This is a genomic window from Pseudomonas sp. XWY-1 (genome assembly GCF_002953115.1).
Classification (GTDB): domain Bacteria; phylum Pseudomonadota; class Gammaproteobacteria; order Pseudomonadales; family Pseudomonadaceae; genus Aquipseudomonas; species Aquipseudomonas alloputida.
In genome coordinates this window covers 914,877-941,440 of record NZ_CP026332.1, presented here as the reverse complement: position 1 = coordinate 941,440, position 26,564 = coordinate 914,877, and the positions used below count along the sequence as shown (strand labels likewise).

The window sequence follows — 26,564 nt, the reverse complement described above, 5'->3', positions numbered from 1 at the left end:
CTGTCAGTCCTTCCGTTTATGCGGCTCGCCCCGGACCACTTTCTGGGTCTCGGTGAGGATGCCGCGCAAAATGCTCATTTCCGAACGCTCGACCGCCACCCGCCCATACAGCCGGCGCAAGCGCGGCATCAGGTGCTTGGGCTTTTCGGGGTCGAGGAAGCCGATGCCCACCAGGGTTTTCTCCAGGTGGTCGTAGAACAGCTCCATTTCATCCATGGTCGCCAGCTCAGCGGCGTCAACCTTCTCGACTTTGCCCGGCGCTTCACCGGCAGCCAGCCAGGCCATGCGCACCTCGTAGGAGAGCACCTGCACGGCAGCCGCCAGGTTCAGCGAGCTGAAGTCGGGGTTGGAGGGAATGTGCACGTGGAAGTGACATCGCTGCAGTTCTTCGTTGGTCAGGCCGGCGTGCTCGCGCCCGAACACCAGGGCGATTTCCTCGCCGCCATTGGCATGCTCCACCGCCTTGGCACCGCATTCACGCGGGCCGATCAACGGCCAGGGAATGCTGCGCTCGCGGGCGCTGGTGCCCATCACCAGGTTGCAGCCGACCAGCGCCTGTTCGAGGCTGTCGACCACCTGGGCATTGTCCAGCACATCGTCGGCGCCCGAAGCACGGGCACTGGCATCCACGGCGGGGAATTCTTTCGGCTGCACCAGCACCAGACGCGACAAGCCCATGTTTTTCATGGCACGTGCAGCGCCGCCGATATTGCCGGGGTGGCTGGTATTGACCAGAACAACACGAATATTTTGCAGCAAGGTGTTGTGCTCACAGATGCAGGAATCAGGGCCTTCGATCTTACAGAACCGACAGACGTAACGCCATGAAAGCAAATGTGACACTTCTGCCGCCAAAGTTTTCTGCTAGAATGATCGGCTTTCTTCTTTAACATCTCCAGGTGACCCGCCCATGCAGCCTATGCTGAATATCGCCCTGCGCGCCGCTCGCAGCGCCAGTGAACTGATTTTCCGCTCCATCGAACGCCTGGATAGCATCAAGGTCGATGAGAAAGAGGCCAAGGACTACGTTTCCGAAGTCGATCGCGCCGCCGAGCAGAGCATCGTCAACGCCCTGCGCAAGGCCTACCCGAACCACTCCATCCAGGGCGAGGAAACCGGCCTGCACGCGGGTAGCGGCGAAGAAGGCAAAGATTACCTGTGGATCATCGATCCGCTGGACGGCACCACCAACTTCCTGCGCGGCATCCCGCACTTCGCCGTCAGCATCGCCTGCAAATACCGCGGCCGCCTTGAGCACGCCGTGATCGTCGACCCGGTTCGCCAGGAAGAATTCACCGCCAGCCGTGGCCGTGGCGCCCAACTCAATGGCCGCCGCCTGCGCGTCAGCTCGCGCACAAGCCTGGAAGGCGCCCTGCTGGGCACCGGCTTCCCGTTCCGTGATGGCCAGATGGCGGACATGGACAACTACCTGGGCATGTTCCGCGCCTTGACCGGCCAGACCGCCGGCATCCGCCGCGCCGGCTCCGCCAGCCTGGACCTGGCCTATGTGGCTGCTGGCCGCTTCGACGCCTTCTGGGAGTCGGGCCTGTCCGAATGGGACATGGCAGCTGGCGTATTGCTGATCCAGGAAGCCGGTGGTTTGGTGAGCGACTTCAACGGCGGCCACGACTTCCTCGACAAAGGCCACATCGTTGCAGGCAACATCAAGTGCTTCAAGGCGGTACTGACTGCCATCCAGCCGCACCTGCCAGAAAGCATGAAGCGCTAAGCGCAGATTGCCGGCAAACAAAAAGCACCTCTTGAGGTGCTTTTTTTGTGCCTGGTGGTTTTGCGTGGCCTGTACCGGCCTCTTCGCGGGTCAACCCGCTCCTACATGGATCGCATTGCCCCTGTAGGATCGGGTTTACCCGTGAAGAGGCCGGCACAGACACCGCAAATCACTGACCCGCTTCGCTCAGAATCAGCTTGCCATTCTTGTCCAGCGGAATGGTCGATCCCGGCTCGCGATCCATCTTCACCTTGCCTACCTGATCACCGATGGAATAGGTCACATTGTAGCCCACCACCTTCTCACTGATGTCGTTGACCGTGTTGCAGCGGGTTTGCGTGGTCGTGTAGGTATCACGCTCCTGCATGCCTTCCTGCACCTTGTTACCCGCATAACCACCACCGACCGCACCGGCCACCGTGGCAATCTTCTTGCCGGTACCGCCACCAATCTGGTTACCCAACAGACCACCTGCCAACGCACCGACTACGGTACCGGCAATCTGGTGTTGATCCTTGACCGGCGCCTGGCGCGTCACAGTCACGTCCTTGCAAACTTCACGCGGGGTTTTCACCTGCTGCTTGATCGGCTGCACGTCAGTCACCTGGGCGACTTCGGGGCCTTTGTTCACCAAGCTGTAGGTCGCCACAGCACCTCCGGCAGTTACACCGACAGCACCCAGCACCGCACCCACCAGCATTGATTTATTCACGTGAACCTCCTGATCGTACCAGCGGGTGTGAACCCGCGCTTCTCCCAGCCTTGGAGCAAAAAAAAAGGCGCGAGTTCAACACTCGCGCCTTTTCATCGCCAAACGGCGCAGGAAAAACCTACGGACGTTCGTCCACACCTTCGGCCTTGACCGGCGGAATGAGATCCTCGCTGCTCAGGTTCAGCCAGATCAGTACCACGTTGGCGATATAGATCGACGAGTAGGTACCGGCCATGACACCAATGAACAGGGCCAACGAGAAACCGAACAGGTTGTCACCCCCGAAGAACAGCAGCGCGGCAATGGCCAGCAAGGTCGAAACCGAAGTGGCGACGGTACGCAGCAGGGTCTGGGTGGTGGATACGTTGATGTTCTCGATCAACGAGGCCTTGCGCATGACGCGGAAGTTTTCACGTACCCGGTCGAACACAACGATGGTGTCGTTCAGCGAGTAACCGATGATCGCCAGCACCGCCGCCAGCACCGTCAGGTCGAAGGTGATCTGGAAGAACGACAGGATACCCAGCGTTACCACCACGTCGTGGATCAGCGAAACGATCGCCCCCACGGCGAACTTCCACTGGAAACGGAACGCCAGGTAGATGAGGATGCCGCCCAAGGCCAGCAACATGCCTATGCCACCCTGGTCACGCAGCTCTTCACCCACCTGAGGGCCGACGAACTCGACACGCTTGACCTTCGCCGGGTTGTCACCTCCGGCCTTCTGCAGGGCTTCAGCTACCTTGTTACCCAGCATGGGATCGTCGCCAGGCATGCGCACAAGCAGGTCAGTGGTAGCACCGAAGCTCTGCACCACGGCCTCGTTGAAGCCGGATTCGACCAACTCGGCACGCACAGCCTTGACGTCGGCCGGGCGCTCGTAGGTCAGCTCGATCAGCGTGCCCCCGGTGAAGTCCAGCCCGAAGTTCAGGCCCTTTTGCCACCAGCTGAACAGCGCCAACACGGTGAGGAGCACGGTGACGGCGAACGCGAAATTGCGCACGCCCATGAAATTGATGGTTTTCATCGCAGCTCCCTCAAACCCACAGCTTCTTGATGTCACGCCCGCCACAGGTCAGGTTGACCAATGCACGGGTCACCATGATGGCAGTGAACATCGAGGTGAAAATCCCGAGGGACATGGTGACCGCAAAGCCTTTGACCGGGCCGGTACCCATGGCAAACAGGATGCCGCCGACCAACAGGGTGGTCAGGTTGGCGTCGACGATTGCCGAGTAGGCGCGATTGAAGCCTTCGTGGATGGCGCGCTGCACCGACATGCCAGCCGCGATTTCTTCGCGAATACGCGAGAAGATCAGCACGTTGGCGTCCACCGCCATACCCATGGTCAACACGATGCCGGCAATACCCGGCAGGGTCAGGGTCGCCCCCAGCAGCGACATCAACGCCAGCAGCAGCACCATGTTGCCCGCCAGGGCGATGGTGGCCAGCACGCCGAAGGCGCGGTAGATGGCGATGATGAACAGCGAGACGAACAGCATGCCCCACAGCGACGCGTTGATACCCTTGGTGATGTTATCGGCACCCAGGCTTGGGCCAATGGTACGTTCTTCAGCGAAGTACATCGGCGCGGCCAGACCACCGGCACGCAGCAGCAATGCCAGTTCCGACGATTCACCCTGGCCGTTCAGGCCGGTGATGCGGAACTGGCTGCCCAGCGGCGACTGGATGGTCGCCAGGCTGATGATTTTCTTCTCTTCGACGAAGCTTTGTACGGCAACATCCTTCTCGACGCCACCGACAGTCTGCTTGACGTAACGGGTGACTGGCTTCTGCTCGATGAAGATCACCGCCATGCTACGGCCGACGTTGCTGCGCGTTGCGCGGCTCATCAGCTCGCCACCGTGACCATCCAGACGGATGTTCACCTGCGGGCTACCATGCTCGTCAAAACTGGCCTGGGCGTCGGTGACCTGGTCACCGGTGATGATCAGGCCCCGCTCGACTGCGGCGGAGCGGCCGCCCTCACGGAACTCGAACACCTCGGTAGTGGCTTTGGAGGCACCTGGTTCAGCACCGAAGCGGAACTCCAGGTTGGCCGTTTTACCGAGGATACGCTTGGCTTCGGCAGTGTCCTGCACGCCAGGCAGCTCGACCACGATACGGTTGGCGCCCTGGCGCTGTACCAGGGGCTCTGCCACACCCAGCTCGTTCACGCGGTTGCGTACGGTGGTGAGGTTCTGCTTGATCGAGTATTCGCGGATCTCGGCGACTTTCGCCTGGGTCAGCGCCAGACGCAGCACCGCAAGCTCATTGCGCTCGGTGGTGGTCAGGTCGAAATCATTGAAATTCTTGCGGATCAGGGCACGTGCCTGTTCGCGGGTGGCATCGTCAGCGAAGCCCAGCATGATGCCGCCATCCTGCTGAGGCAGGCTGCGGTAGCGGACGCGCTCTTTGCGCAGCAAGGTCTTGACCTCGCCTTCGTAGACTTTCATGCGGGCAGTCATGGCCTTGTCCATGTCCACTTCCAGCAGGAAGTGCACACCACCAGACAGGTCCAGGCCCAGTTTCATCGGGCTTGCGCCCAGGTTGCGCAGCCATTGCGGGGTAGTCTGGGCCAGGTTCAGGGCCACGACGTAATCATCGCCCAGTGCCTTGCGCACGACATCCTTGGCTGGCAACTGGTCTTCCTGATTGGTCAGGCGGATCAGCCCGCTGCCCTTTTCACCCAGGCTTGCGCCCTTGACAGCGATCTTGGCATCGACCAGCGCCTTGCTGACGCGATCGAGGTCGGCCTGATTCACCTGCAGCGCCGAGCTGGCACCGCTGATCTGTACCGCCGGGTCATCCGGGTAGAGGTTGGGAGCGGAATAAATGAAACCGACCACCAGTACCAGCACGATCAGTGCATATTTCCACAGAGGATATTTGTTCAGCATCACGCCGCCCGTTCAAGACGCGGGGCGCGTTGCGCGCCCCGACTGGAAAATAAAACCGGTAACTCAGATAGCCTTGAGCGTACCTTTTGGCAGGGTCGCAGCAATGGCACCCTTCTGGAACTTCAGTTCGACAGTGTCGGACACTTCCAGCACCACGAAGTCATCGGAAACCTTGACGATCTTGCCGGCGATGCCGCCGTTGGTGACAACTTCGTCACCTTTCTGCAAGTTGCTCAGCAGGTTCTTCTGCTCTTTTGCGCGCTTGGCCTGCGGGCGCCAGATCATCAGGTAGAAGATGACCAGGAAACCGACCAGGAAAATCCACTCGAAGCCGGTACCGGCTGGGCCAGCGGCAGGTGCTGCAGCGTCCGCGTATGCGGCGGGGATGAAGAAGCTCATTGGGCACTCCTAATGTAATTTTCTAATAATGGATGCGGACAGTCAGTCCAAGGGCGGTACAGGAAGCCCGCGCTTGGCGTAGAAGGCGTCGACAAAGGCGGCCAATTTACCCTGTTGAATAGCCTCGCGTAAACCGGCCATCAAGCGCTGATAATGGCGCAAGTTGTGGATGGTATTCAGCATGCTGCTCAGCATTTCGCCGCATTTGTCCAGATGATGGAGATAGGCGCGCGAGAAGTTGGTGCAGGTATAGCAGTCACAGGTCGGATCCAGCGGCGATTCATCGTGACGATGGAACGCATTGCGGATCTTGATCACCCCTGTATCGACGAACAGATGACCGTTGCGCGCGTTACGCGTCGGCATCACGCAGTCGAACATGTCGACGCCGCGGCGCACACCCTCAACGAGATCTTCCGGTTTGCCTACCCCCATAAGGTAACGAGGTTTGTCAGCAGGCATCTGGCCCGGCAGGTAATCCAGCACCTTGATCATCTCGTGCTTGGGCTCGCCCACCGACAGGCCGCCAATGGCCAGGCCGTCGAAACCGATGTTTTCCAGGCCTTCCAGCGAGCGCATGCGCAGGTCCTGGTACATGCCGCCCTGGACAATGCCGAACAGCGCGGCGGTGTTGTCGGCATGGGCGTTCTTCGAGCGCTGGGCCCAGCGCAGCGACAGCTCCATGGAAGTGCGTGCCACATCGTGCTCGGCCGGGTACGGGGTGCACTCGTCGAAGATCATTACCACGTCCGAGCCCAGGTCACGCTGAACCTGCATCGACTCTTCCGGGCCCATGAACACCTTGGAACCATCGACCGGCGAAGCGAAGGTCACGCCCTCTTCCTTGATCTTGCGCATGGCACCCAGGCTGAATACCTGGAAACCACCGGAGTCGGTGAGGATCGGGCCTTTCCACTGCATGAAATCGTGCAGGCCGTTGTGCTTCTTGATCACCTCGGTGCCTGGACGCAGCCACAGGTGGAAGGTGTTGCCGAGGATCATCTCGGCGCCGATGGCCTCGATATCGCGTGGCAGCATGCCCTTGACCGTGCCATAGGTACCCACCGGCATGAATGCCGGGGTTTCCACGGTGCCACGTGGGAAGGTGATGCGACCACGACGGGCCTTGCCGTCGGTGGCCAGCAGTTCGAAGGACATTCGACAGGTGCGACTCATGCTTGATCCTCGGGCCCGCGTGGCGCCGGATTGCGGGTGATGAACATGGCATCACCGTAACTGAAGAAGCGGTACCCGTGCTCGACCGCCGCTGCGTAGGCAGCCATGGTCTCGGGGTAGCCGGCGAAAGCCGAGACCAGCATCAGCAGCGTGGACTCCGGCAGATGGAAGTTGGTGACCAGGGCGTCGACCACATGGAACGGCCGGCCCGGGTAGATGAAGATGTCGGTGTCGCCACTGAAGGCCTTGAGCACGCCATCACGCGCGGCGCTTTCCAGCGAACGCACACTGGTGGTGCCAACCGCAATCACCCGACCACCACGGGCCCGGCAGGCCTCGATGGCATCGACCACATCCTGGCCCACTTCGAGCCACTCTTTATGCATGTGGTGGTCTTCGATCTTGTCGACCCGCACCGGCTGGAAGGTGCCGGCGCCCACATGCAGGGTGACGAAGGCGCGCTCGACGCCCTTGTCGGCGATCTTTTCCAGCAGCGCCTCGTCAAAGTGCAGGCCGGCAGTAGGCGCGGCAACCGCGCCGGCGCGCTGGGCGTACACGGTCTGGTAGCGCTCACGGTCGGCGCCCTCGTCCGGGCGGTCGATATAGGGCGGCAACGGCATATGGCCGACACGGTCGAGCAACGGCAGCACCTCTTCGGTGAAGCGAAGCTCGAACAGCGTGTCATGGCGCGCGACCATTTCGGCCTCGCCACCGCCATCGATGAGGATGACCGCGCCTACCTTGGGCGCCTTGCTGGCGCGCACATGGGCCAGCACCCGGTGGCTGTCGAGTACGCGCTCGACCAGTACCTCCAGCTTGCCGCCGGAGGCTTTCTGGCCAAACAACCGCGCCGGGATCACCCGGGTGTTGTTGAACACCATCAGGTCGCCGGGGCGCAGATAGTCGAGCAAGTCGGGGAATTGCCGGTGCGCCAGCGCGCCGGTAGGCCCATCGAGCACCAGCAGACGGCTGCCATGGCGCTCGGCCAACGGGTGGCGGGCGATCAGGGAATCAGGGAGTTCGAAGGAAAAATCGGCGACGCGCATGATGATGTTCGGTTCGGCAGGGCCGGGAAGTTTAGCCCAATGTGTGAAAATTGACCATGAAAGCCGATTGACCGACCAGCGGCACCTCTTTATACTGCGCGCCACGCCCTGATGGCGGAATTGGTAGACGCGGCGGATTCAAAATCCGTTTTCGAAAGGAGTGGGAGTTCGAGTCTCCCTCGGGGCACCATCACATAGTTCCAAGCGGTCCCTACCAGACCCGGAACACCAGAGAAACCGGCCACATGGCCGGTTTTTTTGTGCCCATCGTTCCCAGCGGTTCCCTTGTAAGCCCGCAAGCATATGAGTAGATTTGTGAGTAGGACGAGTTCGGTCCAGAATCCTACTCACACACCGACCGCAATCCAGCGCGGTTCGGCACTCCACGGGAATAGCCGTGGCGCTCACAGATACCGCCATCCGCACCGCCAAACCCCGCGACAAGCTCTATCGCCTCGCTGACGCCCAGGGCCTTTGCCTTGAGGTTACAACCGCTGGGGGCAAACTGTGGCGCCTTAACGCTGCAGAACATCGGCACGCAGATCGCTGACTTCAAATCGTCCTCAGCAGAGAAGCAAAACGAGTTCGGCGCCCGGCTTCAAGAAATCGAGCAGAAGATGGTGAATGTCAGCGCCCGCCGAGGCGCTAACGACGATTCCACCGACTCCAATGCTGTAACTGCCCAGGTCGTGGCCGCCGATGGCATCGCCGGCTTCCGCAACGGTATGAAGTCCACCGGCCAGATCAATTGCAAAGTGGGCGTCCGCGCAGCCATCACCAACCCCAACAAAGGCGTTACTGGCTCGACCAGCTATCCAACTGCCCCGCAGCGTGATGGCGCCGGCATCCGTGGTATTCCGCAGCCGCGGCTGAGCTTGCTGGATGTGCTGCCGATCGTGCCGGTCACCAGCGCTACCTACGAGTTCGTTCGCCTCGACGGCTACATCAACGGCGCGGCCTACCAGAAAGAAGAAGGTGAGGAGAAGGCCGAAGGGTCGATGCCAACCAAGATGGAGCGGGCGGAGATCGCCACCATCGCCACCTGGATTCCGGCGAGCCTCCAGGTACTGCAGGACAATGACCAGCTTGAGGGACAGATCAACACGCTGATGAGCGTGGGCGTGCGCCAGAAGTTGGAAGCCGAACTCATCAACGGCGACGGCGGCGCGGGTGAAATCCTCGGGTTCAAGAAGCAAGCCACCGCTGCCGGCATCACCACTGGCAAACCGGCTGACCGCATCGGCGCAGCCCTCACTGACCTCAAGGCCGAAGGTTGGAACCCGAACGTCATCGTGATGAACCCGCGTGACTGGTTCGCCATCGAGAGCGAGCGCGCCGATGATGGCGACGGCCAGTATGTGATTGGCACCCCACGCGATCCAGCGCCGCCCAGCCTGTGGGGCACCCCTGTAGTCGTCACCAACGGCATGCCGCAAGGCGAGGCGTTGATCCTCGATACCAGCGTGGCCGCATTGCTGGACCGTCAGGAAGTGACCGTGGAGGCCAGCCGCCACGACGGTGACAACTTCCGCCGCAACATGGTGACCATCCTGGCAGAGCTGCGCGCTGGCCTGGCCGTGTTCGCACCCACAGCTACTCGACTCGTCACGCTGGCCGGCACGCCGACACCGTAACGACGAGCGTGGGTTAGCTGTGAGTGCCACGACCTCCTAACCGCAGCAGTCGGAGCCCTTCTTTCCTTTGTGGGGTGATCCGGCACAGGCCCGCACTCGCGGGCCTTTTCATTCACACCGGAGAAGACCATGAGCCATACCCATCTACCCAAGCCAGTTCAACGAGCCCTCAACCAGATCGCCCACAGCCGCGCCCTGTTGCGCCAGATGGAAGAGCGTGAGCGGTTGAGCAAAGAGATTGATCGACTGTTGGCCAGCGGCCTGAGCGCAGCCGAAGCGCTGGAACAGATCCGGTCGGCGCCGCCGTACATCGCGCCGACCTACTGAGGGGGGGCGGGTCGAAAGTCTGGAAGGTTCGCTGACCTAGACCGCCTCCGACCCCACGTAGACATTTTTTCCCCGGTTAAAAAAAAGTTAAAACGAGGTTAACACCATGCCGAACGTGCATGGGGCTGGAAGCCACGGAAACAGCGGCATAGACGGCGATAGCGCCCTCTGGCGGGTGTTAACCGGATTAACAGCTTTAACCTCGAAAAGTTAACGCTTTAACACCGACGAGTTAACACCTGGAGGCTATCCGCTGATGACCATTCAACCAGCTCCGTCCACCTTTCAAGAGCGTTTCGCCCGAGCCTGCGACGTGGCCACCTTCACCCTGGACAAAGGTGGCCCCTGCTATCTGCTGTGGGAAGTCGATCGTGTCCAGGCCGGCCAAAGGGTGAAGCTCGATGGCGTGTTCTTTACCGAGGAGGAGGCGCGGATATCTGCCGCCTTGCTGCGTGGCACCCTACGCGGCGCTCGCGCTTCAATGTCGAGCTATGCGCCCAACTGGAACCCTTGTCCTGCCCGAGAGGACTCCATTCGCCTGGAGGCGCTGCAGTGCCGCGAGATGCTCGCTCGGCGCCTGGGCGTCCATCTGTCCATGCCACAGGAGGCCGTGTGATGGCTGCGACCGTGATCGACTATGCGCCAAAAACCAAAATCCGTCTGGGCGGCTTCTTGGGCAAGAAGTACGGCAAACACCACCACTTCCTGCTGCAACGCGGTGACGCGAAAGAGGCCGCTAAAGCGCTGGATGCTAATTATCCAGGCTTCGCCCGTGACCTGGCCGATGCCGAGAGCCGGGGGCTACGCTTCGCGATATTCAAGAATGGCAAGAACATTGGCGACGGTGACCTGACCCGAGGGGGAGCCCGAGAGCTGTGGTTTGTGCCGGTAGTGCATGGCAGCAAGCGTGCTGGGCTGCTGCAGACGATCGTTGGAATCGCGTTGCTCATTGCTGGACCGTTCACCGGAGGCGCCACCTACGGGCCAGGTATCGCGCTGGTCGCTGGCGGCGTGATTCAGATGCTCAGCCCCCAGGCGAAGGGGCTGTCACAGAGCGGCGCGCCCGAGAACCTGCCTAGCTACGCCTTTGGAAGTGCCAAGAACACCACCGCTAGTGGATTACCGGTACCGATCTGCATCGGCGAGCGCCGCTGGGGCGGGGCCATCATTTCTGCATCGATCGTGGCCCAGGACAAGGCTTGAAGTGAACCAGGGCCACTTTGAATACCCCAGACTGAGGGTATTTAGGGGGTGTCCTCAAATTTGAAGACACCCATCAAACACTATCGTCACAGTAAAATTCACTCGCGCAGGTCTGATAGAGAGTTGAACGTGAATGTTTTTGCCTCTTCCCGAATTGCGCCTGACGCGAACTGCATGGGTACGGGATTGCTAAACACCACAACGCTTTCAATTATAGGGATACTTTTGAGGTTCAGATATTTTTGGACTTTATGGGCTTGCTCGCGCAGGATCGAAACCCTGTCTAAATGTTTTCTCAATAGATCTCGTTTCCCATTTCTCTCTACTCCGCGAAAATCATTGAGTTGCTCTGCAATTTCTCCGTACGTTTTTTTGAATTGTAAATCTTTGCATTCAATAATTAGTACTCGACCCAGATCAGCATCCCATGCTAGTACATCGACGTCTCCATAGTCGCGATCAAGTTTGTCTTTAAGTATCTTTGTTAGTTTGATTTCAGGCTGGGTTTGCCAGCCTAGCTCTTCTAGTTTTTCAGATACTTTAGTATTAAAAGCCATCCCATCTCGCTCGCGAGCATATCCAGCATACTTTCGCATTCCTGGTCCGCAATGCCGGTCTGGATAGGATCCGCTATAATAGTTGCTCACCATTGCGATGAAACCCTCTCGAATAATTCCAGGGGCGATGAGGTAGAGAGGTTCTTCGCTAGTTGTGATTTGTAGAAGAGGGCGTCTTACAACGCTCAAGCGTCGTTTGAATCGCCACGGATCGATATCTTTTGACTCATAGCCTTCCGGCACGTAACGCCAAGACTCCCTAGGGGCCAGGGTCATAGCTTGGAGTATGCACTCCGCGCTCTCCGCGCTTTCTCCTAAGTTCAAAAGCTCAGCGCGACGCATTACCAGGACAGATTGACCAGTATTGACTGCATAGTTTTCTATCGCATCTACTAACTTGCAGAAGTCTTCAAAGCTTGCTCCGAGATCTTGCATCCAAGCAGCTAAAAACTTAGGATCTATCTCTTGAGATTTTTCACTGGAAGAGTCGCGTTCCTTCAGGTTCTTTGCATAGTTGCGAGCAGAGGACAGGTATCTATGTGTGAATCGCCCCTGGTTTCCTAGACACTCTCCAAGCTCAGGAAATAGCGTTTCTCATACTCTACTGGAGACAGCTGCATAGCACTGCTGTGTCGGCGTTTAGGGTTATAGAACATCTCGATGTAATCGAAAATATCACTTCGGGCTTCTTCACGGGTTGTGTAGATCTTTCGTCGGATTCGCTCCCGCTTCAAAAGCTGGAAAAAGCTCTCGGCTACGGCATTGTCGTGGCAGTTTCCCCGCCGGCTCATGCTGCTGATTACATTGTTAGCCTTCAAGAAGCTTTGCCAATCTGAGCTACTGAACTGACTACCCTGATCTGAGTGAATCATCACTTGCTGCTGTGGCTTGCGTCGCCACACAGCCATCAACATTGCGTCGATAGCGAGGTCGCTGCACATCCTTGGCTTCATTGACCAACCAATTACTTGGCGTGAGAACAGATCCAGCACTACCGCCAGGTAGAGCCATCCTTCATAGGTGCGGATGTAAGTGATATCTGTCACCCAGACCTTGTTCGGTTCACTGACATTGAACTGCCGCGCGAGGTGGTTGGGCGAGGCCACTGTTGGTTTACCACCGTAAAACCCTGGACGCCGCCGATAGCCCGTTTGCGAACGCAGCCCCTCCGCCTGCATCAAGCGCCCGACTCGATTTCGTCCGCATTCCTCTCCTAGCTCACGTAGGTCATCGTGAATTTTGCGGTAGCCGTATACGCCTCCGCTTTCTAGCCAAGCGTGTTTGATCAAGCCAAGCAGACGTTGATCTTCTTTTGCTCGGGCAGATTGAGGCTCGGCCAGCCAGGCGTAGTAGCCGCTGGGGTGCACCTTGAGGGTTTGGCAAAGGCGCCGCACCGGGTAATCAGTCGAGTGCTTCTTGATGAAGGCGTACTTTAACCGCACTCCTTGGCAAAGTACGCGGCGGCCTTTTTTAAGATGTCTCGCTCTTCCGTCACGCGCTTGAGTTCAGCGCGCAGCTTGCGCAGTTCGGCCTGCTGATCGTCGTCTTGCTGACGCTGCTCTTGGGGCTTGCTGTAGACCTTGATCCAGGCATAAAGGCTGTGCACGGACATGCCCAGGCGCTGGGCAACATCGGCGACGGGCTTGCCTTTCTCGGTGACTTGCTTGACCGCTTCGATCTTGAATTCTTCAGGGTAACGCTGACGACTCATGGCACCTCCTATTTGGGCCTCATTATGAGGCTTGGAGGTGTCTACGAAACCAGGGGCGATTCAGTGTGCTCGTCGCTGTTCCAAAATCTTCTACTACAGTTTCGATGAAATCATGCTCTACATGAACGTCGCCTAAAGGGCGGATCATCACTTTGGGTGTCATTACATCCCAGCGTATCAGATCTGACCACCCTCCCAAGTGGTGTAAGCATGCAGCCTTGCCGAGTAGGCGAGCGATATCGAGGTCGCCCACAAGATTTCCGCCCTCAACTGGAGATTCACAAATTGCCATCTCAATTAAGTTTCGGCTCGGCTGCAGTACAGAATTAAGCTTGAACTCGTAATCACGCATGACGGCTAGCGCTGCATTTTGATCATTCCTAAGTGATAGAACTGCTGACGCTGTCCTATGCCACCGATCGCGTGAGACGCTAGCGGTATCTGCATTCATGAGTAGCTCTGACACCAAGCTCTCGCGGTTGAATTGTTTGACATCCCTGCAGAGTTCAACCTCTAATCTGGTAACGAGGGCATTCAGGTAGGCTTGGCATTCCACTTTGCCCTCAATTACGCCGCCTTCTCCCCTATCTCGGACTTTCCAGCCCATATTAAGTTTGCCAAGGCCTTCATCTAAGTTGTTTATTGTTATTACTTTTTTGCTTAATAGCTCTGGAAAGTGGTCTCTAAATTTCGAAGCTTGGAAAATATGTGCATGCCGCGCCTGGTCATTTGGTACTATTTTATTTGTTAGATCGTCCACTAATGAGCCGTCTTTTCGTGCAAGCTCTAGCACTCCCGCCACAAAAGCTTGCACCAGAGCCCGTTCTGCTATGTTTGTTGGGTTGAACAACGCCTTGTCGAAGTCGGGGCCTATGTTCAGTTGGACGGTCCTGATCTCAGCATGGACAGTCGCAGTTATCGATTTGGCAGCATCATCTTCATTACCGTGTTCTTCGATATAGGTTGCGTCTTGCGGCTTCTCAAATACACATCTCCAAACTATAGGTCCTTGCCCTAGCTCTTGACCTAGGGCGTCATCAAGAATAGGCGCGGCACGGACTATCCATACTCCCAGCATCTTCCAGCGATCGTAGCTAGCAGTATCAATTCCATTAGGCGGCGATGCCAGCTCTGTCCACCAACATCTGTTTTTTGTTATAACGGCTCCTTTCGGAATCCCGGGAGTGAAGCTTCCGTATAGTGGTAGAAGATCTTCTTCCTTAAAGTAGCTTGAGCCTTCTTTGCGAATCAGTAACCATGATCCGTCGGTGTATTGCTGGACCTGGTCGTCCATCGAAAATGCAACTTTTTGTCGTGTCTCTCGCAGTCCATTCTGTGTGATTGCCAAGAACAATGTTGAGTTGTGAGGATCATCAGGAATCTCTGAGTGCGGCACCATGTGACCATTTAAGGAATCGCACCATGCGTAAAGATTCAAAAGTCCGTTCATATTCTGGATAAGGACGTTGCTTTCTTGCAATTTTTCTTCAGCTTCGAGCATGCGCCACAGATTCAATGGCTCAAACTGCTCTACATTGCTAAGAGTGTAAAAGTCATGAGCGCTGATGACTTCGAGCTTCCACCCATCCCGCGGGGGGAGCGACAAATCAAAGGCGGCGCCTCTACCTATACCGCAGCTAACTATCAAATTTATTCCGCCCCTAAATTGGGGGTCAGCCGAAGCCTTGTCTTGCATTTCTATAACTTGTTCTGCCAGCTTTTCCCTTAATTTTTCGCTCGGGCTATACATGCCCATAAAGCCAGAGTCTGCAAAATCTTCTAGACTGTCCAATAGAAATGCAAAATTGATATATCGCCCTGTGTCTATAACTTTTTGAACACAGAAAAAGGCTTCGTCGCCATTGTGAGCAAAATCTGCATCAATACCGTCGCCACCTAATATTTTCATGTGACTGATAAGTCTGGAATATTCTTTGCTCAGGTTGTAAGTAAAAGTCGGCCTGGATTTGCCGGTCGCCAGCACTGAAACGCAACACGATCGGATTGCTAAAGATATTGCAGTTGGGAGTACGACATATATATCGCCCCCAATCATGGCTAGAGGTTTTCGCTCAAGAGAAGTATTACCAAGGCTTTGCTCTTTTATAAGGTTTCGCGTTGAAGGATCAAAAATGAATGGCTCAATATCCTCAAACTCGACACCCAACTCTCGAAGATCGGTAGGCGAAACCGCGACTGAACTCTTGAATGCAGCTGCTTTCGCTGCAGTTGCGCCGCCGAGGCGGTCCTGTCCAAATTCGTCGCCAAGGCTGTTGGGCATGAGGTTAGCCCGCAAGCATATAAAGTTCGAAATTTTAAGTAGCGCATGTATGGAGTTTCGGAGAGCGCCAAAGAGCCCATAATCAGGCATGCTATCTACAAGATGCATAAATCTTTGCAAGTAGAAGCCTGCACCCTCCCAAATACCATCAATTACTAAATAGTTTCCTCGGCGCGTATAAATGCGATGAGCGAAAAGATCCTCGGGGGGATCTTCCAGCTGACTGTATTCGTTCCCTACTGAATTGTATGCATCGATTAGATCTTGGTATGGTGCAGTACGTTTTCCGTTGCCTACTGCAATCGCAAGGTGAATAAGATACTCAAGCCGGAGACAGTTCTTTTGGAATTTTGGGTTAAGTAATAATCCACCAAACACCGCCGCAGTTGTTACTGGGCAATACCGCTCCAGCTTTTTAATCAACGCGGGGCACCGTTCCATTACTGACTCAATTGGTTCAGCGCTCGCACTCAAGGCCATGGCTGCCATCATCGCCTCAAAATCGAACTCTTTCATACCAGTATCTGCTTCGTCCCTGCTCATACTTGATCTCTTTCTAGTCTACGGATCTGCGACATCCCGTTGCCCGTGATGTCATCCTGGCATCGTAGCTGAAGGGTTGTGCCATGCAGAAGTGGAACGAAGAGGATCGGCATCAAATAGGAGGCTCACCGCGGGGGTATCAATGGGGATATCTCAAAGCTTTAACTACGAAAAAACCAATTAAAACAATGAGATACAATATACTTTGACATCCCGAAGAAGGATCGTAAAAGTCGGCTAGCCTGCTAAGACACCCAATCGAAAGCAGCTAGGAGATAGGAAATGTCCAACATTCAAGTGTACCTGCCGGCCAAAGACGGTTCGGCTTATTGGCCGGTCTCCACGGGGGACTCATGCAAAGAGGCTGTCCACGTCCTGTACACAGACGACTTTGCCGCCCCTCCTCACCGACTCGTGATTGAAATCACTACCGAGTCAGGCAAAAAGGTCGAGGTGAGCATCCCGTATGCTGATGACGCTCAAGCATCAGTCCGAATAGACGGCACAACCGTGTGACGGCTTTGCAACGCTTGCAAAAAAGTGAGTAGATTTGTGAGTAGACCCCCACTCACAAAGACCTAGACACCTGTAAATAAAGGCCAAAATTGAGCAGTACGGGTCTCCCTCGGGCACCAAATCCGGAAAAAACCGACCTTACGGTCGGTTTTTTTGTGCCTGCGATTCACGCACGTCGTTGACGCCGCCCCCCTGACTCCCGCGCCTCCCCCCATACCTGCATTCTATTGGCCGCGCCTTGCGCTAGCACTTAAGCTGTCATTCGTCAGATATATTCCGAAAGTATTGTTAGCGTAATGGCACTTAGCCATAGTGGCGCTCCCCTTTCTTCACGCAATGTGTGTCCCATGAAAACAATCGCGCCCTGCATGGCGGCAATGATGCTGCTCAGTGGGTGCAATGGAGTGCCAACGTCGTACGTTTCAGATCCCGTCTACAGCCAGGCGTTCGTGGTTACCTCAGGTGCCCCGCTGCCCATGTTGCTGATGGCCAGCGCCATCCAGTGGAACGAGGATTACGCAGTCACCGCCAAACACACCCCCTTCCTGCGCAACGTGGTCCACGAGGGCCTGGGTGACGTGGTGTTCTTCAAGCACAAGGCCAGCAACGTGCCGCACTGGCGCCAGTACGTGCCGGGGGAGGCAGTGACGGCGGTGGGTTTCAACAGTTTCATGATGCCGATGCAGGGCAAGGGCCATGCCCTGTCATCGCTGGTACGGCTTGAAGGTACGCCGGGCAGCGTCTTCTACTCGGTACACGACGGCCCGATTACCAAGGGTATGTCGGGCGGGCCTGTGTTTGCCGATGACGGCAAGGTCGTAGGTATCAACGTCGCGATCATTCCCACCCGCGAGATCGACGCTGGCAAGCGCCCTGACCTGGCGGGCAAGGATCGCATCAGCGTGTTCATGTCATTCAACGAGATCGACAAGGAATGGCGGCGCTATCAGTACTTGTTGGCGCACAAGGCCAAGCCGAGGGCGCCGGCTGCGGTCAAAGGCTACGTGGCGGTGGCCGCCAAGCCGTGAATCGGGGCGCGGTGTTGGATGGAAAGCGGCCTATGATGTGAGGCTGATGGCCTCTTCGCGGGTAAACCCGCTTCCACAGGGCCTGCACAGGATTTGAGCCTTGTGCAGTACCTGAGGGAGCGGGTTTACCCGCGAAGAGGCCCTGCCAGCCAACGCGAGAAGGACCTGCCATGCACCTGACCCACCGCCCCATCCGGCCAGAAGACATCCCCGTTATCTGCAGCTTCCCGCAGAGCCCGGACGAACTGTTCTACATGTTCCCCAAAGCCACCTACCCCCTCACCCCCAACCAGCTGAGCGACGCCATAGCCCAACGCAGCAGCTCCACGGTAGTGGAAGGTGATGGAGCTGTCCTGGCCTTCGCCAATTTCTACAAAGCCGAACATGGCGGCCTATGTGCCCTGGGCAACGTAGTGGTGGCCCCCGGCGCCCGCGGCCTTGGTGTAGCGCGTTATCTGGTAACGGCAATGATCGACCTCGCCCGCCAGCAGTACAGCGCCCGGGAGGTCTGGGTGTCATGTTTCAATCACAACACCGCCGGCCTGCTGCTTTACCCACAGCTGGGCTTCACACCGTTCGGCATCGAGGAGCGGCAGGCGTGGGACGGCACGCGGGTAGCGTTGGTGCAGATGAAGCAAATACTGACTTAACCGAACTGGATCAGCGGGTCATTGCATGTGGCTGAACGAGAAGGTCCACCCCCAGAGCACGAATGACCCTCAATACAGTGTCAAAACGAGGCTTCGCGCCAGGGCTCAGCGCCTTGTACAGGCTTTCTCTACCCAGCCCACTCTCCGTAGCAATATGTGTCATGCCCCGTGCACGAGCGATATGGCCAAGTGCTCGAATGATTTCCTCGGTATCGCCATCTGATAGCACCTGGCTAAGGTATTCACTGATTGCCTCATCGCTGCTCAACAAGGCTGCCATATCAAACGGGATCAATTTTTCGCTCATTTCATCTCCTTCAGCAGCTTTCTGGCTTTGAGGATGTCGGCGGCTTGGGTGGCAGTAGCCAAGCGGCAAAGCTTTCCTCTGTTCAACGAGAAACATCAAGTGGTCACCCAATCGTATCCTTATGGATACACCCATTCAAGGATTGAAGTGACCCACTCTGTCGTTTTCGAGCTGAATCAGGAATTCAGGCACACCTGATAGGCCGGTCGGATTTTTCCCTTCATTTCAGCTACAAAATCCCTTGCAACATTCAACCCTCGAACCTTCGACGAGCCTCGGCGTCCCATCCTGCATCCCCCGCGTTTCGAGGTGCCCCCGCGTGAAAGACGTCATCACCCGCAAGTACCGCCTGGTGGTGAAGACCATCGGCTATATCGGCTGGTCGCTGTTCTGGCTGCTGATCTGGGATGTGCTGGTCACCATCGATTTCATGCTGTTCTTGAACAGCAAGTTCACCCTGCCACTGATCCCGCTGACCCTGCTGGGCTCAGCCTTGGTGGTGCTGGTGAGTTTTCGCAACAGCAGCGCCTACAACCGCTGGTGGGAAGCTCGCACCCTGTGGGGGGCGCTGGTGAACAGTTCGCGCAGCTTCGCCCGGCAGACGCTGACGCTGATCGATGACCCGGATGACGGCCTGAACCCGGTCAAGGCCACCCTGCTGCGCCGGCATATCGCCTATGTGAACTGCCTGGCGGCGCACTTGAAAGGCGAAAGCTGCCCAGAGGAGCTGATGGCCTTCATCCCCCCGGCGGAGTTTGAACGGCGCAACCGCTCGAACAATTTCGCCAATGACATTCTCGGCGGCTCGGCAGCCTTGCTGGCGCGGGAATACCAGGCCGGGCGACTGGACAGCATTCGTCTGGCGCGGCTGGAGTCGACGCTGGTAGACCTGTCTAACGCCCAGGGCGGCATGGAGCGGATTGCCAATACGCCATTGCCCTACCCCTATGTGTATTTCCCACGGCTGTTCATCACCCTGTTCTGCCTGATCGTGCCGGTGGGGCTTGTGGAGTCGCTAGGCTGGTTCACGCCGCTGGCGTCGACGGTGGTAGGGTTCATGTTGCTGGCCATCGAGCGGATCGGCACGGACTTGCAGAGCCCGTTCAGGTTCAGCGAGCATCAGATCCAGATGGATACCATATGCGAGACGATCGAGCGTAACCTGGAGTCGATGCAGCGGGAGGCGCAGTGTGCCGAGGCTGTAGACGCCTGAGAGATGTCGGGGCTGCTTTGCAGCCCGGGCTTTCCGTCAGGCCCGCACATAGCGCTGACGCAACACATCACTCGACACATCCACCAGCAACACCAACACCAGCATACCGATGATCACCGTGCTGGCCTGGGCCTCCTGGAACAGGCTCAAAGTGGTGTACAGCATCTGCCCCAACCCGCCCGCCCCGACGAACCCGAGCACGCTGGCCATGCGGATGTTGTTCTCCCAGCGGTACAAGCTGTAGGCCAGCAACTGCGGCCACAGGTTGGGCAGGGTACCAAAGCAGAACGCCGCCACCTGGCTGCCCCCCTGCAAACGGATCGCCGCCGCAGGCTCGGGCGGGGCGTTCTCAAGCGCCTCGGCAAACAAACGCCCCAGCACGCCAGCGGTGTGCAACGCCAAAGCCAGGGTACCGGCATTCGGCCCCAGCCCAGCCGCCAGCACAGTCAGCGCTGCCCACACCAGTTCAGGAATGGCACGCAAGGCATTGAGCAGCAAACGCGCGGCCCCTTGCAACGGCCAACCGAAGCGCCCCGCCGCCGGCAGTGCCAGCAACATCCCCAATACCATTGCCAACAAGGTGCCCATGCCAGACATGGCCAGGGTTTCCAGCGCCCCGCGCCACACCGCCTTGAGGTGCCCCGCAGACAGATCCGGCTGCAGGAAGCGCCCGGCGTACTCGCCCATCTGCCCCAGCCCGCCATTGCCGACCAGCGCGTGCAGGTCCAGCTCCAGATACGCGAACGAGGCCACCGCCGCTGCCACGATGGCGCCCAGCAACACCAGGTTGATCACCCGGTTCATGCCAGCCTCCAGCGCAGCAGGCGGCTGAGCAGGTCGGCCAGGATCACCAGCAGCAAGAACGTCAACAGCATGCTCGCCACTTGCGCACCCGCAAACATGCGCATCGACAGGTCGATCTGCTGGCCCAGCCCGCCAGCACCGACAAAGCCCATCACCACCGAAGCCCGTACCGCGCACTCCCAGCGGTACACGGTGTACGACACCACTTCGGAGGCAGCATTGGGCAGGATGCCGTAGAAAAACGCCGCCAGCCGGCCACTGCCCGCCTGCAACAAGGCATGCGCCGGGCGCTGGTCGACCGACTCGAAGATTTCGGCATAAACCTTGCCGAGCATGCCACTGTAGGTGATGGCGATAGCCAGTACGCCCGCCGTCGGCCCCAGCCCCACGGCGCGCACGAACAGCAACGCCCAGACGATCTCCGGCACGCTACGCAGGAAAATCAGCAGCCCACGCACCGGCAGGCGCAACAGTCGCGACCACAACCCGGCCCGCCCGCCGCGTGAAGCAGCACGCAAGGACAAGGCACGGCTGGCCAGCAAGCCAGCAGGGATCGCCAACAACAACGCCAGCGCCATGCCGGCAGTCGCCACGGCCAGGGTCTGCAAGGTGGCTTCATACAGCAGTGCAAGAAAATCGGCATCATGTGCCGGCGGCCAGAAGGCGCTGGTGAAACTGGCAATCTGCTGACGGTTGTCCGCCTGCAACAGCACCCCGGGGTTCAGTTCGCTTGTCTGGATAGCCGGCCACAGTACTGCTACCGCCAACAGGGCCAGCAGCATCCGCGGCAGCAGCGCCGGGTCGCGGGCGTCGGCCTTCAGCATCGCGGAATCTGCACGGTCAGGGTCTGCCCCTGGGTTGGCGGCGGAGCCAGTTGTTCGTTGGCGTATAGCGCGTCCAGCAGTTGCTCGGTGATTGCTTCGGCCGGGCAGTCGAACACAACCTGCCCTTCCCGAATGCCAATCACCCGCGGAAAATGCGCCAGCGCCAACTCTACGGCGTGCAGGCTCGCCACCAACGTCACGCCAGTGGCCTGGGCATGGCGATTGAGCAAGGCCAGGCTGTGGTCGGCCAACACCGGGTCCATGGCCGACACCGGTTCGTCGGTCAGCAGCACCTGCGGACGCTGGTACATCGCCCGAGCAATGCCCACCCGCTGCAACTGGCCACCGGACAACTGCCCACACTGCACGAACAGCTTGTCGGCCAGGCCCAGTTCAGCCAACACCTGGCGCGCCCCCGGCACATCGCTGGGATACAGCAGGTTGAGCAAGCCGCGCAGCGTCCCCCACTGCCCCAGGCGACCCGCCAGTACGGCGGTCACCACCCGCTGACGCGGTGGCAAAGGCGGCGACTGATGCACCAGGCCAACCCGCGCACGCAGTCGCTGGCGTGCCCTTGCCGACAGTGCCCAAGGCTGCTCGCCAAGCAACTCCAGGCGCCCACTGCTGGGCTGGATGGCCGTGGCCATCAGGTGCAGCAAGCTGGACTTGCCCGCCCCCGACGGCCCGATGATGGCGACACGCTCGCCCTGCGCGATACGCAGGCTCACCGCATCAAGCGCGCGTACCTGGCCATGGCGCAGGCTGGCACCGTGCAGATGAATTGCCGCATTCGAAGCTGTCACTTGAGCAGGCCGGCCTCGCGTGCAGCTTGTTCGGTGCCCTTGTAGTTCTCAGGCTTGGTCTCGATGAAGCGGCTGGCGGCCTGCAGGTCAAGGATCGCCTTATGCTCCGGGTTGCTCGGGTCGAGGTCCAGGAAGGCTTTCTTGATTTTCTGTTTCAACGCCGGGTCCATGTTGCCGCGCACGGTCCAGTTGTAGTCGAAGTAGGTTGGGGTTGTGGCGAACACCTTCACCTTGGTGGTGTCGACCTTGCCGGCATCCACCAGCTTTTGCCACACGCTGGCGTTGAGCACGCCACCATCGACCTTGCCAGCCTGCACCCAGGCCACGGTGGCATCATGGGCGCCAGAATAGGCCACGCGGCTGAAGTACTCTTCAGGCTTGATATTGTCCTGCTTGAGCATGAAGTAACGCGGCATCAGGCTGCCCGAAGTAGACGAAATGGAGCCGAAGGCAAACGACTTGCCCTTCAGATCGCTCAGGCTCTTCACGTCGGGGTTGGCGGTGATGAACTTGGAGGTGAACTGTGCGTCCTGCTCACGCTGTACCAGTGGTGTGGCGGTCGGGTCCTTCAGGTGCACCTGAACGAACGTGAAGCCCCCCAGCCAGGCCAGATCGAGGCGGTCTGCGGCCAGCGACTCGACCACCGCCGGGTAGTCCGCCACAGGTACGAACTTCACCTCCATGCCCAGTTGCTTGGCCAGGTACTCACCCAAAGGCTTGAACTTGCGCTGCAGTTCGGTCGGCGCTTCGTCGGGGATGGCGCTGACCCGCAGGGTTTCTGCGGCCTGAACGACAGCGGCACAGCAAGACAGCACGAGGCCGGCGGCGAGCGCCAGGGGGCGGTTGAGCATGGGTGTTCTCCGGTTCAATAGCGGGGAAGTGCCGACACATTTGCCGACACCGGGAATTATAAGAGGCAAGGGCCTAAAGGCCAGCTTTGCTACAATCGCGCAACAATTTGACCTGCAGAGGTGCGTATGAGCGAGCCGATTCGCCTGACCCAGTACAGCCATGGCGCCGGCTGTGGTTGCAAGATCTCCCCCAAGGTGCTGGACGTGATCCTTGCCGAAAGCGGCACCCAGGCCCTGGACCCGAAACTGTGGGTCGGCAACGCATCGCGCGACGATGCAGCAGTGTACGCGCTGGACGACGAGCGCGGCGTGGTCTCGACCACCGACTTCTTCATGCCGATCGTCGATGACCCTTACGACTTCGGCCGCATTGCCGCCACCAACGCCATCAGCGACATCTATGCCATGGGCGGCGACCCGCTGATGGCCATCGCCATCCTCGGTTGGCCGGTCAACGTGCTGCCGCCGGAAGTCGCCCGCGAAGTCATCCGCGGCGGCCGTGCGGTGTGCGCCGAAGCGGGTATCCCGCTGGCCGGCGGCCACTCGATCGACGCGCCCGAGCCGATCTTTGGCCTGGCCGTCACCGGGGTGGTCAGTAAACGCCACCTCAAACGCAACGACACCGCCAGCGCAGGCTGCCAGCTGTACCTGACCAAACCCCTGGGCATCGGCATCCTCACCACTGCCGAAAAGAAGGCCAAGCTGCGTGTGCAGGACCAAGGCCTGGCTCGCGACTGGATGTGCACCCTCAACACGCCCGGCAGCCGCTTCGGCAAGCTGGACGGGGTCAAGGCCATGACCGACGTCACCGGCTTCGGCCTGCTCGGCCACCTGGTCGAGCTGGCCGAAGGCAGCGGCCTCACCGCGCACCTGAACTACGCCGCCGTGCCACGCCTGCCTAGCGTCGACCACTACCTGGCCGAAGGCTGCATCCCCGGCGGAACCCTGCGCAACTACGACAGCTACGGGCACAAGATCGGCGCCCTGAGCGACGACCAGAAGCACCTGCTGTGCGACCCGCAGACCAGCGGTGGATTGCTGGTAGCTGTTGCCCCGGAGGGTGAAGCCGAGTTCCTCGCCGTGGCTGCCGAACTGGGCCTGAAACTGTCCCCGATCGGCAAGCTGGTCGAGCGACAGAGCCATGCGGTCGAGGTGATCTGATGCGCCCCGACTGCACCGACTTCCGTCAGCTGTTCCTCGACGACGTGCCGATGATGGACATGCGCGCCCCCGTCGAATTCGCCAAAGGCGCCTTCCCTGGCGTGGTAAACCTGCCGCTGATGAACGACCAGGAGCGGCAGAAGGTCGGCACCTGCTACAAGCAGCAGGGCCAGGCCGCCGCCATCGCCCTGGGCCACCAACTGGTCAGTGGCGCCACCAAGCAAGCCCGTCTGGAGGCCTGGGCAGCGTTTGCCAAGGCGCACCCTGACGGTTACCTGTACTGCTTCCGTGGCGGCCTGCGATCGCAGATCGTGCAGGGCTGGCTGCGCGATGAGGCGGGTATTCAGTACCCGCGTGTCAAAGGCGGCTACAAGGCCATGCGTACCTTCCTGCTGGAGACTACCCAGCAAGCGGTGGAGCAATGTGATTTCGTACTGGTCGGTGGACTGACCGGTACTGGCAAGACCGATGTGCTGCACCAGCTGGACAACGTGCTCGACCTTGAAGGCCACGCCAACCATCGCGGTTCCAGTTTCGGCAAGCGCGCCACGGCGCAACCGGCGCAGATCGACTTTGAAAACCAGCTGGCAATCGACGTGCTGAAAAAGCGCGCCCGCGGTATCGGGCAGTTCGTTCTGGAAGATGAAGGCCGCATTGTTGGCAGCTGCACGGTGCCGCTGGAGTTGTACCAAGGCATGCAGCATTACCCGCTGGTGTGGCTTGAAGACAGCTTCACCAACCGCGTGGAGCGCATCCTGCGCGACTACGTGGTCAACCTGAGCGCCGAGTTCAAGGCCGTGCATGGCGAAGAAGACGGTCCCCGGCTGTTTGCCGAGCGCATGCTGCAGAGCATGGCCAATATCTACAAGCGTTTAGGTGGAGAGCGCCATCAGCGCTTGTCCGAGATGCTGCGCGAAGCCTTGGAAGAGCAGCAGCGCAGCGGCGCAGTAGACCTGCACCGGGGCTGGATCGAAGGCTTGCTGAACGAGTACTACGACCCGATGTATGCCTACCAGCGCGCAGCCAAGGCCGAGCGCATCGAGTTTGCCGGGGATGCCGTGGAAGTACGCGAGTACCTCAAGGCCCGGGCGCTGCGCCAACCGCGCAAATAGAACCAGCACCCTGTAGGAGCGGGTTTACCCGCGAAGAAGGCAACGCGGTGCATGACACCGGCAAAGCCGATGTTCGCGACTGAACCCGCGCCTGCAAATGTAGGCCAATCATGCCTGAACAGGCGTTACTGCCCCGGGCTAAGCACCCGCTCCAGCTCCGCAGCGCGGTCGCGGGTCATGTCCATGATGCAGCTGCCACCTTCCAGCTGCGCCAGGGTCCCGCCACTGGCCTGTACATGGAACTGGCAATTGCCATCACGGTAGGCCAGCCACTTGCGCTGCACATCCCGCAGGCTCTTCTGCTGCCCGGCATCCAGCTTGCCCATCAACTGCTTGTACACCCGGTTCAACCGCTGGTCCTGCACTTGCGTTTCGGCCCCGATGCACGCGTTCATGGCCACGGTGCTGGAGGCCTTGTCCATGCACTGCCCGTAGGCCGCCGTGTAATCGTCCGCCATCGCTACCGGTAGCACGCAAGCCAGTGCCAGACCTGCCAGGTAATGCTTGATCATGCTAACCCTCCTTGTGGGTATCAAAGCGTCTGCGGCTGCTCCGGGGGCATCAGCACCTTGCCTGGCTCGAAGCGCAGCGAGGGCATTTGCGTCGCTGCATACAACGTTACCCCCAGGGCGGCAATCAACGCGACATCAAGCCAGTTCCAGCCTGGCACGTCGTCAGCCCTTCGCGCCTTCCAGCAAAACCAGGCTTGCCCCAGGCAAAACATCACCATCGATACCAGCCACAGGTAAAAGCCAGCACCAAAGCCGGTAAGGTCATGAAATTCATAGCTGCTGTTATCCGGCAAGCGGTCGATGCCAAAACTGCTGGCTGCCAGATACGCCGCCCCAAGCCCGGCCAGCAAGGCCAGCCGGCGAAACCGCCGATGAGCAAGGATGGCCAGGGCCAGCAGCGGGTTGGCAAACCATTGGTACAAGCCGAACGGCATGCCCCAAGGCCCGTACAGCAGCATCTGCAGGGCCGGCATATGACGCTCGCCGCTCATCAGCGCGCCATCGAAGAACAGGGCGAGCAAATACAGCAGCAGGCTGATACTCAGGTAGAAAGCGGGCAAAGGGG

28 protein-coding genes, 1 tRNA gene and 1 pseudogene are annotated in these 26,564 nt (G+C 59.0%); 13 read left to right on the top strand and 17 right to left on the bottom strand.

Annotated features, from left to right (window positions below; translation table 11 throughout):
- Positions 1-3: 3 nt before the first annotated feature.
- On the bottom strand, positions 4-759 hold the full coding sequence (gene trmJ / locus PRJ_RS04465) for a tRNA (cytosine(32)/uridine(32)-2'-O)-methyltransferase TrmJ (RefSeq protein ID WP_004576300.1): 756 nt from the start codon (positions 757-759) through the stop codon (positions 4-6).
- Positions 760-910: 151 nt separating this feature from the next.
- Here trmJ and suhB point away from each other — a divergent pair, with 151 nt between their 5' ends.
- The gene (suhB, locus tag PRJ_RS04460; protein WP_003248548.1) at positions 911-1,729 is read left to right on the top strand and encodes an inositol-phosphate phosphatase; all 819 of its coding nucleotides are present in this window, start codon (positions 911-913) and stop codon (positions 1,727-1,729) included.
- Positions 1,730-1,898: 169 nt separating this feature from the next.
- On the opposite strand, the gene PRJ_RS04455 is transcribed toward suhB, so the two are convergent.
- The 6 genes from PRJ_RS04455 to queA all read right to left on the bottom strand — a co-directional run bounded on the left by PRJ_RS04455 (position 1,899) and on the right by queA (position 7,962).
- Positions 1,899-2,441, bottom strand: a complete 543-nt coding sequence (locus PRJ_RS04455) for a glycine zipper 2TM domain-containing protein (protein ID WP_010952063.1) — start codon at positions 2,439-2,441, stop codon at positions 1,899-1,901.
- A 118-nt stretch (positions 2,442-2,559) separates the two neighbouring features.
- On the bottom strand, positions 2,560-3,468 hold the full coding sequence (gene secF / locus PRJ_RS04450; protein WP_104960818.1) for a protein translocase subunit SecF: 909 nt from the start codon (positions 3,466-3,468) through the stop codon (positions 2,560-2,562).
- Positions 3,469-3,478: 10 nt separating this feature from the next.
- Entirely contained in the window at positions 3,479-5,341 is a 1,863-nt protein-coding gene (gene secD, locus PRJ_RS04445; RefSeq protein WP_020189973.1) for a protein translocase subunit SecD, read from the bottom strand.
- 63 nt (positions 5,342-5,404) lie between these two features.
- Positions 5,405-5,740, bottom strand: coding sequence for a preprotein translocase subunit YajC (gene yajC, locus PRJ_RS04440; RefSeq protein WP_003248556.1), 336 nt, complete (start codon positions 5,738-5,740; stop codon positions 5,405-5,407).
- A gap of 42 nt (positions 5,741-5,782) precedes the next feature.
- Positions 5,783-6,898 carry a tRNA guanosine(34) transglycosylase Tgt gene (tgt, locus tag PRJ_RS04435; RefSeq protein ID WP_014589748.1) on the bottom strand — a complete coding sequence of 372 codons (1,116 nt, stop codon included), beginning with the start codon at positions 6,896-6,898 and terminating at the stop codon, positions 5,783-5,785.
- Positions 6,899-6,912: 14 nt separating this feature from the next.
- Positions 6,913-7,962: a tRNA preQ1(34) S-adenosylmethionine ribosyltransferase-isomerase QueA gene (gene queA, locus PRJ_RS04430; RefSeq protein ID WP_004576301.1), complete on the bottom strand. Its 1,050-nt coding sequence runs from the start codon at positions 7,960-7,962 to the stop codon at positions 6,913-6,915.
- Positions 7,963-8,067: 105 nt separating this feature from the next.
- Between queA and PRJ_RS04425 the strand changes: the two genes are divergently transcribed.
- From PRJ_RS04425 to PRJ_RS04405, 6 genes and pseudogenes are all read left to right on the top strand, one after another.
- A tRNA-Leu gene (locus PRJ_RS04425) sits at positions 8,068-8,152 on the top strand.
- 207 nt (positions 8,153-8,359) lie between these two features.
- Positions 8,360-8,476, top strand: a pseudogene (locus PRJ_RS30170) (Arm DNA-binding domain-containing protein); the annotation flags it as partial.
- A complete protein-coding gene (locus PRJ_RS04420) occupies positions 8,442-9,596 on the top strand; it encodes a phage major capsid protein (protein WP_256597920.1) in 1,155 nt (384 codons plus the stop codon). The pseudogene PRJ_RS30170 and the gene PRJ_RS04420, both read left to right, overlap by 35 nt.
- Positions 9,597-9,725: 129 nt before the next feature.
- On the top strand, positions 9,726-9,923 hold the full coding sequence (locus PRJ_RS04415; protein WP_033698165.1) for a hypothetical protein: 198 nt from the start codon (positions 9,726-9,728) through the stop codon (positions 9,921-9,923).
- Between the two features lie 256 nt (positions 9,924-10,179).
- Complete coding sequence (locus PRJ_RS04410) at positions 10,180-10,539, top strand: hypothetical protein (RefSeq protein WP_104960817.1); 360 nt, start codon at positions 10,180-10,182, stop codon at positions 10,537-10,539.
- A complete protein-coding gene (locus PRJ_RS04405) occupies positions 10,539-11,126 on the top strand; it encodes a tail assembly protein (protein WP_104960816.1) in 588 nt (195 codons plus the stop codon). The genes PRJ_RS04410 and PRJ_RS04405 overlap by 1 nt, the downstream gene beginning before the upstream one ends.
- Positions 11,127-11,224: 98 nt before the next feature.
- On the opposite strand, the gene PRJ_RS04400 is transcribed toward PRJ_RS04405, so the two are convergent.
- The 3 genes from PRJ_RS04400 to PRJ_RS04390 all read right to left on the bottom strand — a co-directional run bounded on the left by PRJ_RS04400 (position 11,225) and on the right by PRJ_RS04390 (position 16,218).
- Positions 11,225-12,118, bottom strand: a complete 894-nt coding sequence (locus PRJ_RS04400; protein WP_104960815.1) for a hypothetical protein — start codon at positions 12,116-12,118, stop codon at positions 11,225-11,227.
- A 125-nt stretch (positions 12,119-12,243) separates the two neighbouring features.
- A protein-coding gene (locus tag PRJ_RS04395; protein WP_104960814.1) for an IS3 family transposase occupies positions 12,244-13,394 on the bottom strand; the annotation gives its coding sequence in 2 pieces (ribosomal slippage) (positions 12,244-13,160 and positions 13,160-13,394; 1,152 coding nt in all).
- Between the two features lie 22 nt (positions 13,395-13,416).
- Entirely contained in the window at positions 13,417-16,218 is a 2,802-nt protein-coding gene (locus tag PRJ_RS04390; RefSeq protein WP_104960813.1) for a zinc chelation protein SecC, read from the bottom strand.
- A gap of 282 nt (positions 16,219-16,500) precedes the next feature.
- Here PRJ_RS04390 and PRJ_RS04385 point away from each other — a divergent pair, with 282 nt between their 5' ends.
- The 3 genes from PRJ_RS04385 to PRJ_RS04375 all read left to right on the top strand — a co-directional run bounded on the left by PRJ_RS04385 (position 16,501) and on the right by PRJ_RS04375 (position 18,412).
- Complete coding sequence (locus tag PRJ_RS04385) at positions 16,501-16,734, top strand: hypothetical protein (protein ID WP_104960812.1); 234 nt, start codon at positions 16,501-16,503, stop codon at positions 16,732-16,734.
- Positions 16,735-17,114: 380 nt separating this feature from the next.
- Positions 17,115-17,762: a trypsin-like peptidase domain-containing protein gene (locus tag PRJ_RS04380; protein ID WP_028697390.1), complete on the top strand. Its 648-nt coding sequence runs from the start codon at positions 17,115-17,117 to the stop codon at positions 17,760-17,762.
- 170 nt (positions 17,763-17,932) lie between these two features.
- Entirely contained in the window at positions 17,933-18,412 is a 480-nt protein-coding gene (locus PRJ_RS04375) for a GNAT family N-acetyltransferase (protein WP_104960811.1), read from the top strand.
- Between the two features lie 10 nt (positions 18,413-18,422).
- Here PRJ_RS04375 and PRJ_RS04370 read toward each other — a convergent pair whose 3' ends face one another.
- Positions 18,423-18,719, bottom strand: a complete 297-nt coding sequence (locus tag PRJ_RS04370; RefSeq protein WP_003248566.1) for an addiction module antidote protein — start codon at positions 18,717-18,719, stop codon at positions 18,423-18,425.
- A gap of 319 nt (positions 18,720-19,038) precedes the next feature.
- On the opposite strand from PRJ_RS04370, the gene PRJ_RS04365 reads away from it, so the two are divergent.
- Positions 19,039-19,932, top strand: a complete 894-nt coding sequence (locus tag PRJ_RS04365) for a bestrophin family protein (protein ID WP_104960810.1) — start codon at positions 19,039-19,041, stop codon at positions 19,930-19,932.
- Between the two features lie 36 nt (positions 19,933-19,968).
- On the opposite strand, the gene phnE is transcribed toward PRJ_RS04365, so the two are convergent.
- From phnE to PRJ_RS04345, 4 genes are read right to left on the bottom strand one after another with little or no spacing between them, the layout of a single operon-like run.
- Positions 19,969-20,736, bottom strand: a complete 768-nt coding sequence (gene phnE / locus PRJ_RS04360) for a phosphonate ABC transporter, permease protein PhnE (protein WP_104960809.1) — start codon at positions 20,734-20,736, stop codon at positions 19,969-19,971.
- Complete coding sequence (locus PRJ_RS04355) at positions 20,733-21,560, bottom strand: ABC transporter permease (RefSeq protein WP_064491326.1); 828 nt, start codon at positions 21,558-21,560, stop codon at positions 20,733-20,735. The genes phnE and PRJ_RS04355 overlap by 4 nt, the downstream gene beginning before the upstream one ends.
- Positions 21,554-22,363 carry a phosphonate ABC transporter ATP-binding protein gene (locus PRJ_RS04350; protein WP_104960808.1) on the bottom strand — a complete coding sequence of 270 codons (810 nt, stop codon included), beginning with the start codon at positions 22,361-22,363 and terminating at the stop codon, positions 21,554-21,556. Before PRJ_RS04350 ends, PRJ_RS04355 begins: the two co-directional genes overlap by 7 nt.
- The gene (locus tag PRJ_RS04345) at positions 22,360-23,214 is read right to left on the bottom strand and encodes a putative selenate ABC transporter substrate-binding protein (protein ID WP_010952054.1); all 855 of its coding nucleotides are present in this window, start codon (positions 23,212-23,214) and stop codon (positions 22,360-22,362) included. The genes PRJ_RS04350 and PRJ_RS04345 overlap by 4 nt, the downstream gene beginning before the upstream one ends.
- Before the next feature lie 126 nt (positions 23,215-23,340).
- Here PRJ_RS04345 and selD point away from each other — a divergent pair, with 126 nt between their 5' ends.
- Complete coding sequence (gene selD / locus PRJ_RS04340) at positions 23,341-24,375, top strand: selenide, water dikinase SelD (protein ID WP_104960807.1); 1,035 nt, start codon at positions 23,341-23,343, stop codon at positions 24,373-24,375.
- Positions 24,375-25,487, top strand: a complete 1,113-nt coding sequence (gene mnmH, locus PRJ_RS04335; protein ID WP_104960806.1) for a tRNA 2-selenouridine(34) synthase MnmH — start codon at positions 24,375-24,377, stop codon at positions 25,485-25,487. The genes selD and mnmH overlap by 1 nt, the downstream gene beginning before the upstream one ends.
- A gap of 125 nt (positions 25,488-25,612) precedes the next feature.
- On the opposite strand, the gene PRJ_RS04330 is transcribed toward mnmH, so the two are convergent.
- The gene (locus tag PRJ_RS04330; protein ID WP_014589736.1) at positions 25,613-25,999 is read right to left on the bottom strand and encodes a lysozyme inhibitor LprI family protein; all 387 of its coding nucleotides are present in this window, start codon (positions 25,997-25,999) and stop codon (positions 25,613-25,615) included.
- Positions 26,000-26,019: 20 nt separating this feature from the next.
- Positions 26,020-26,559 (bottom strand): hypothetical protein, encoded by a 540-nt coding sequence (locus tag PRJ_RS04325; protein WP_104960805.1) that lies wholly within the window; start codon positions 26,557-26,559, stop codon positions 26,020-26,022.
- Positions 26,560-26,564: the final 5 nt, after the last annotated feature.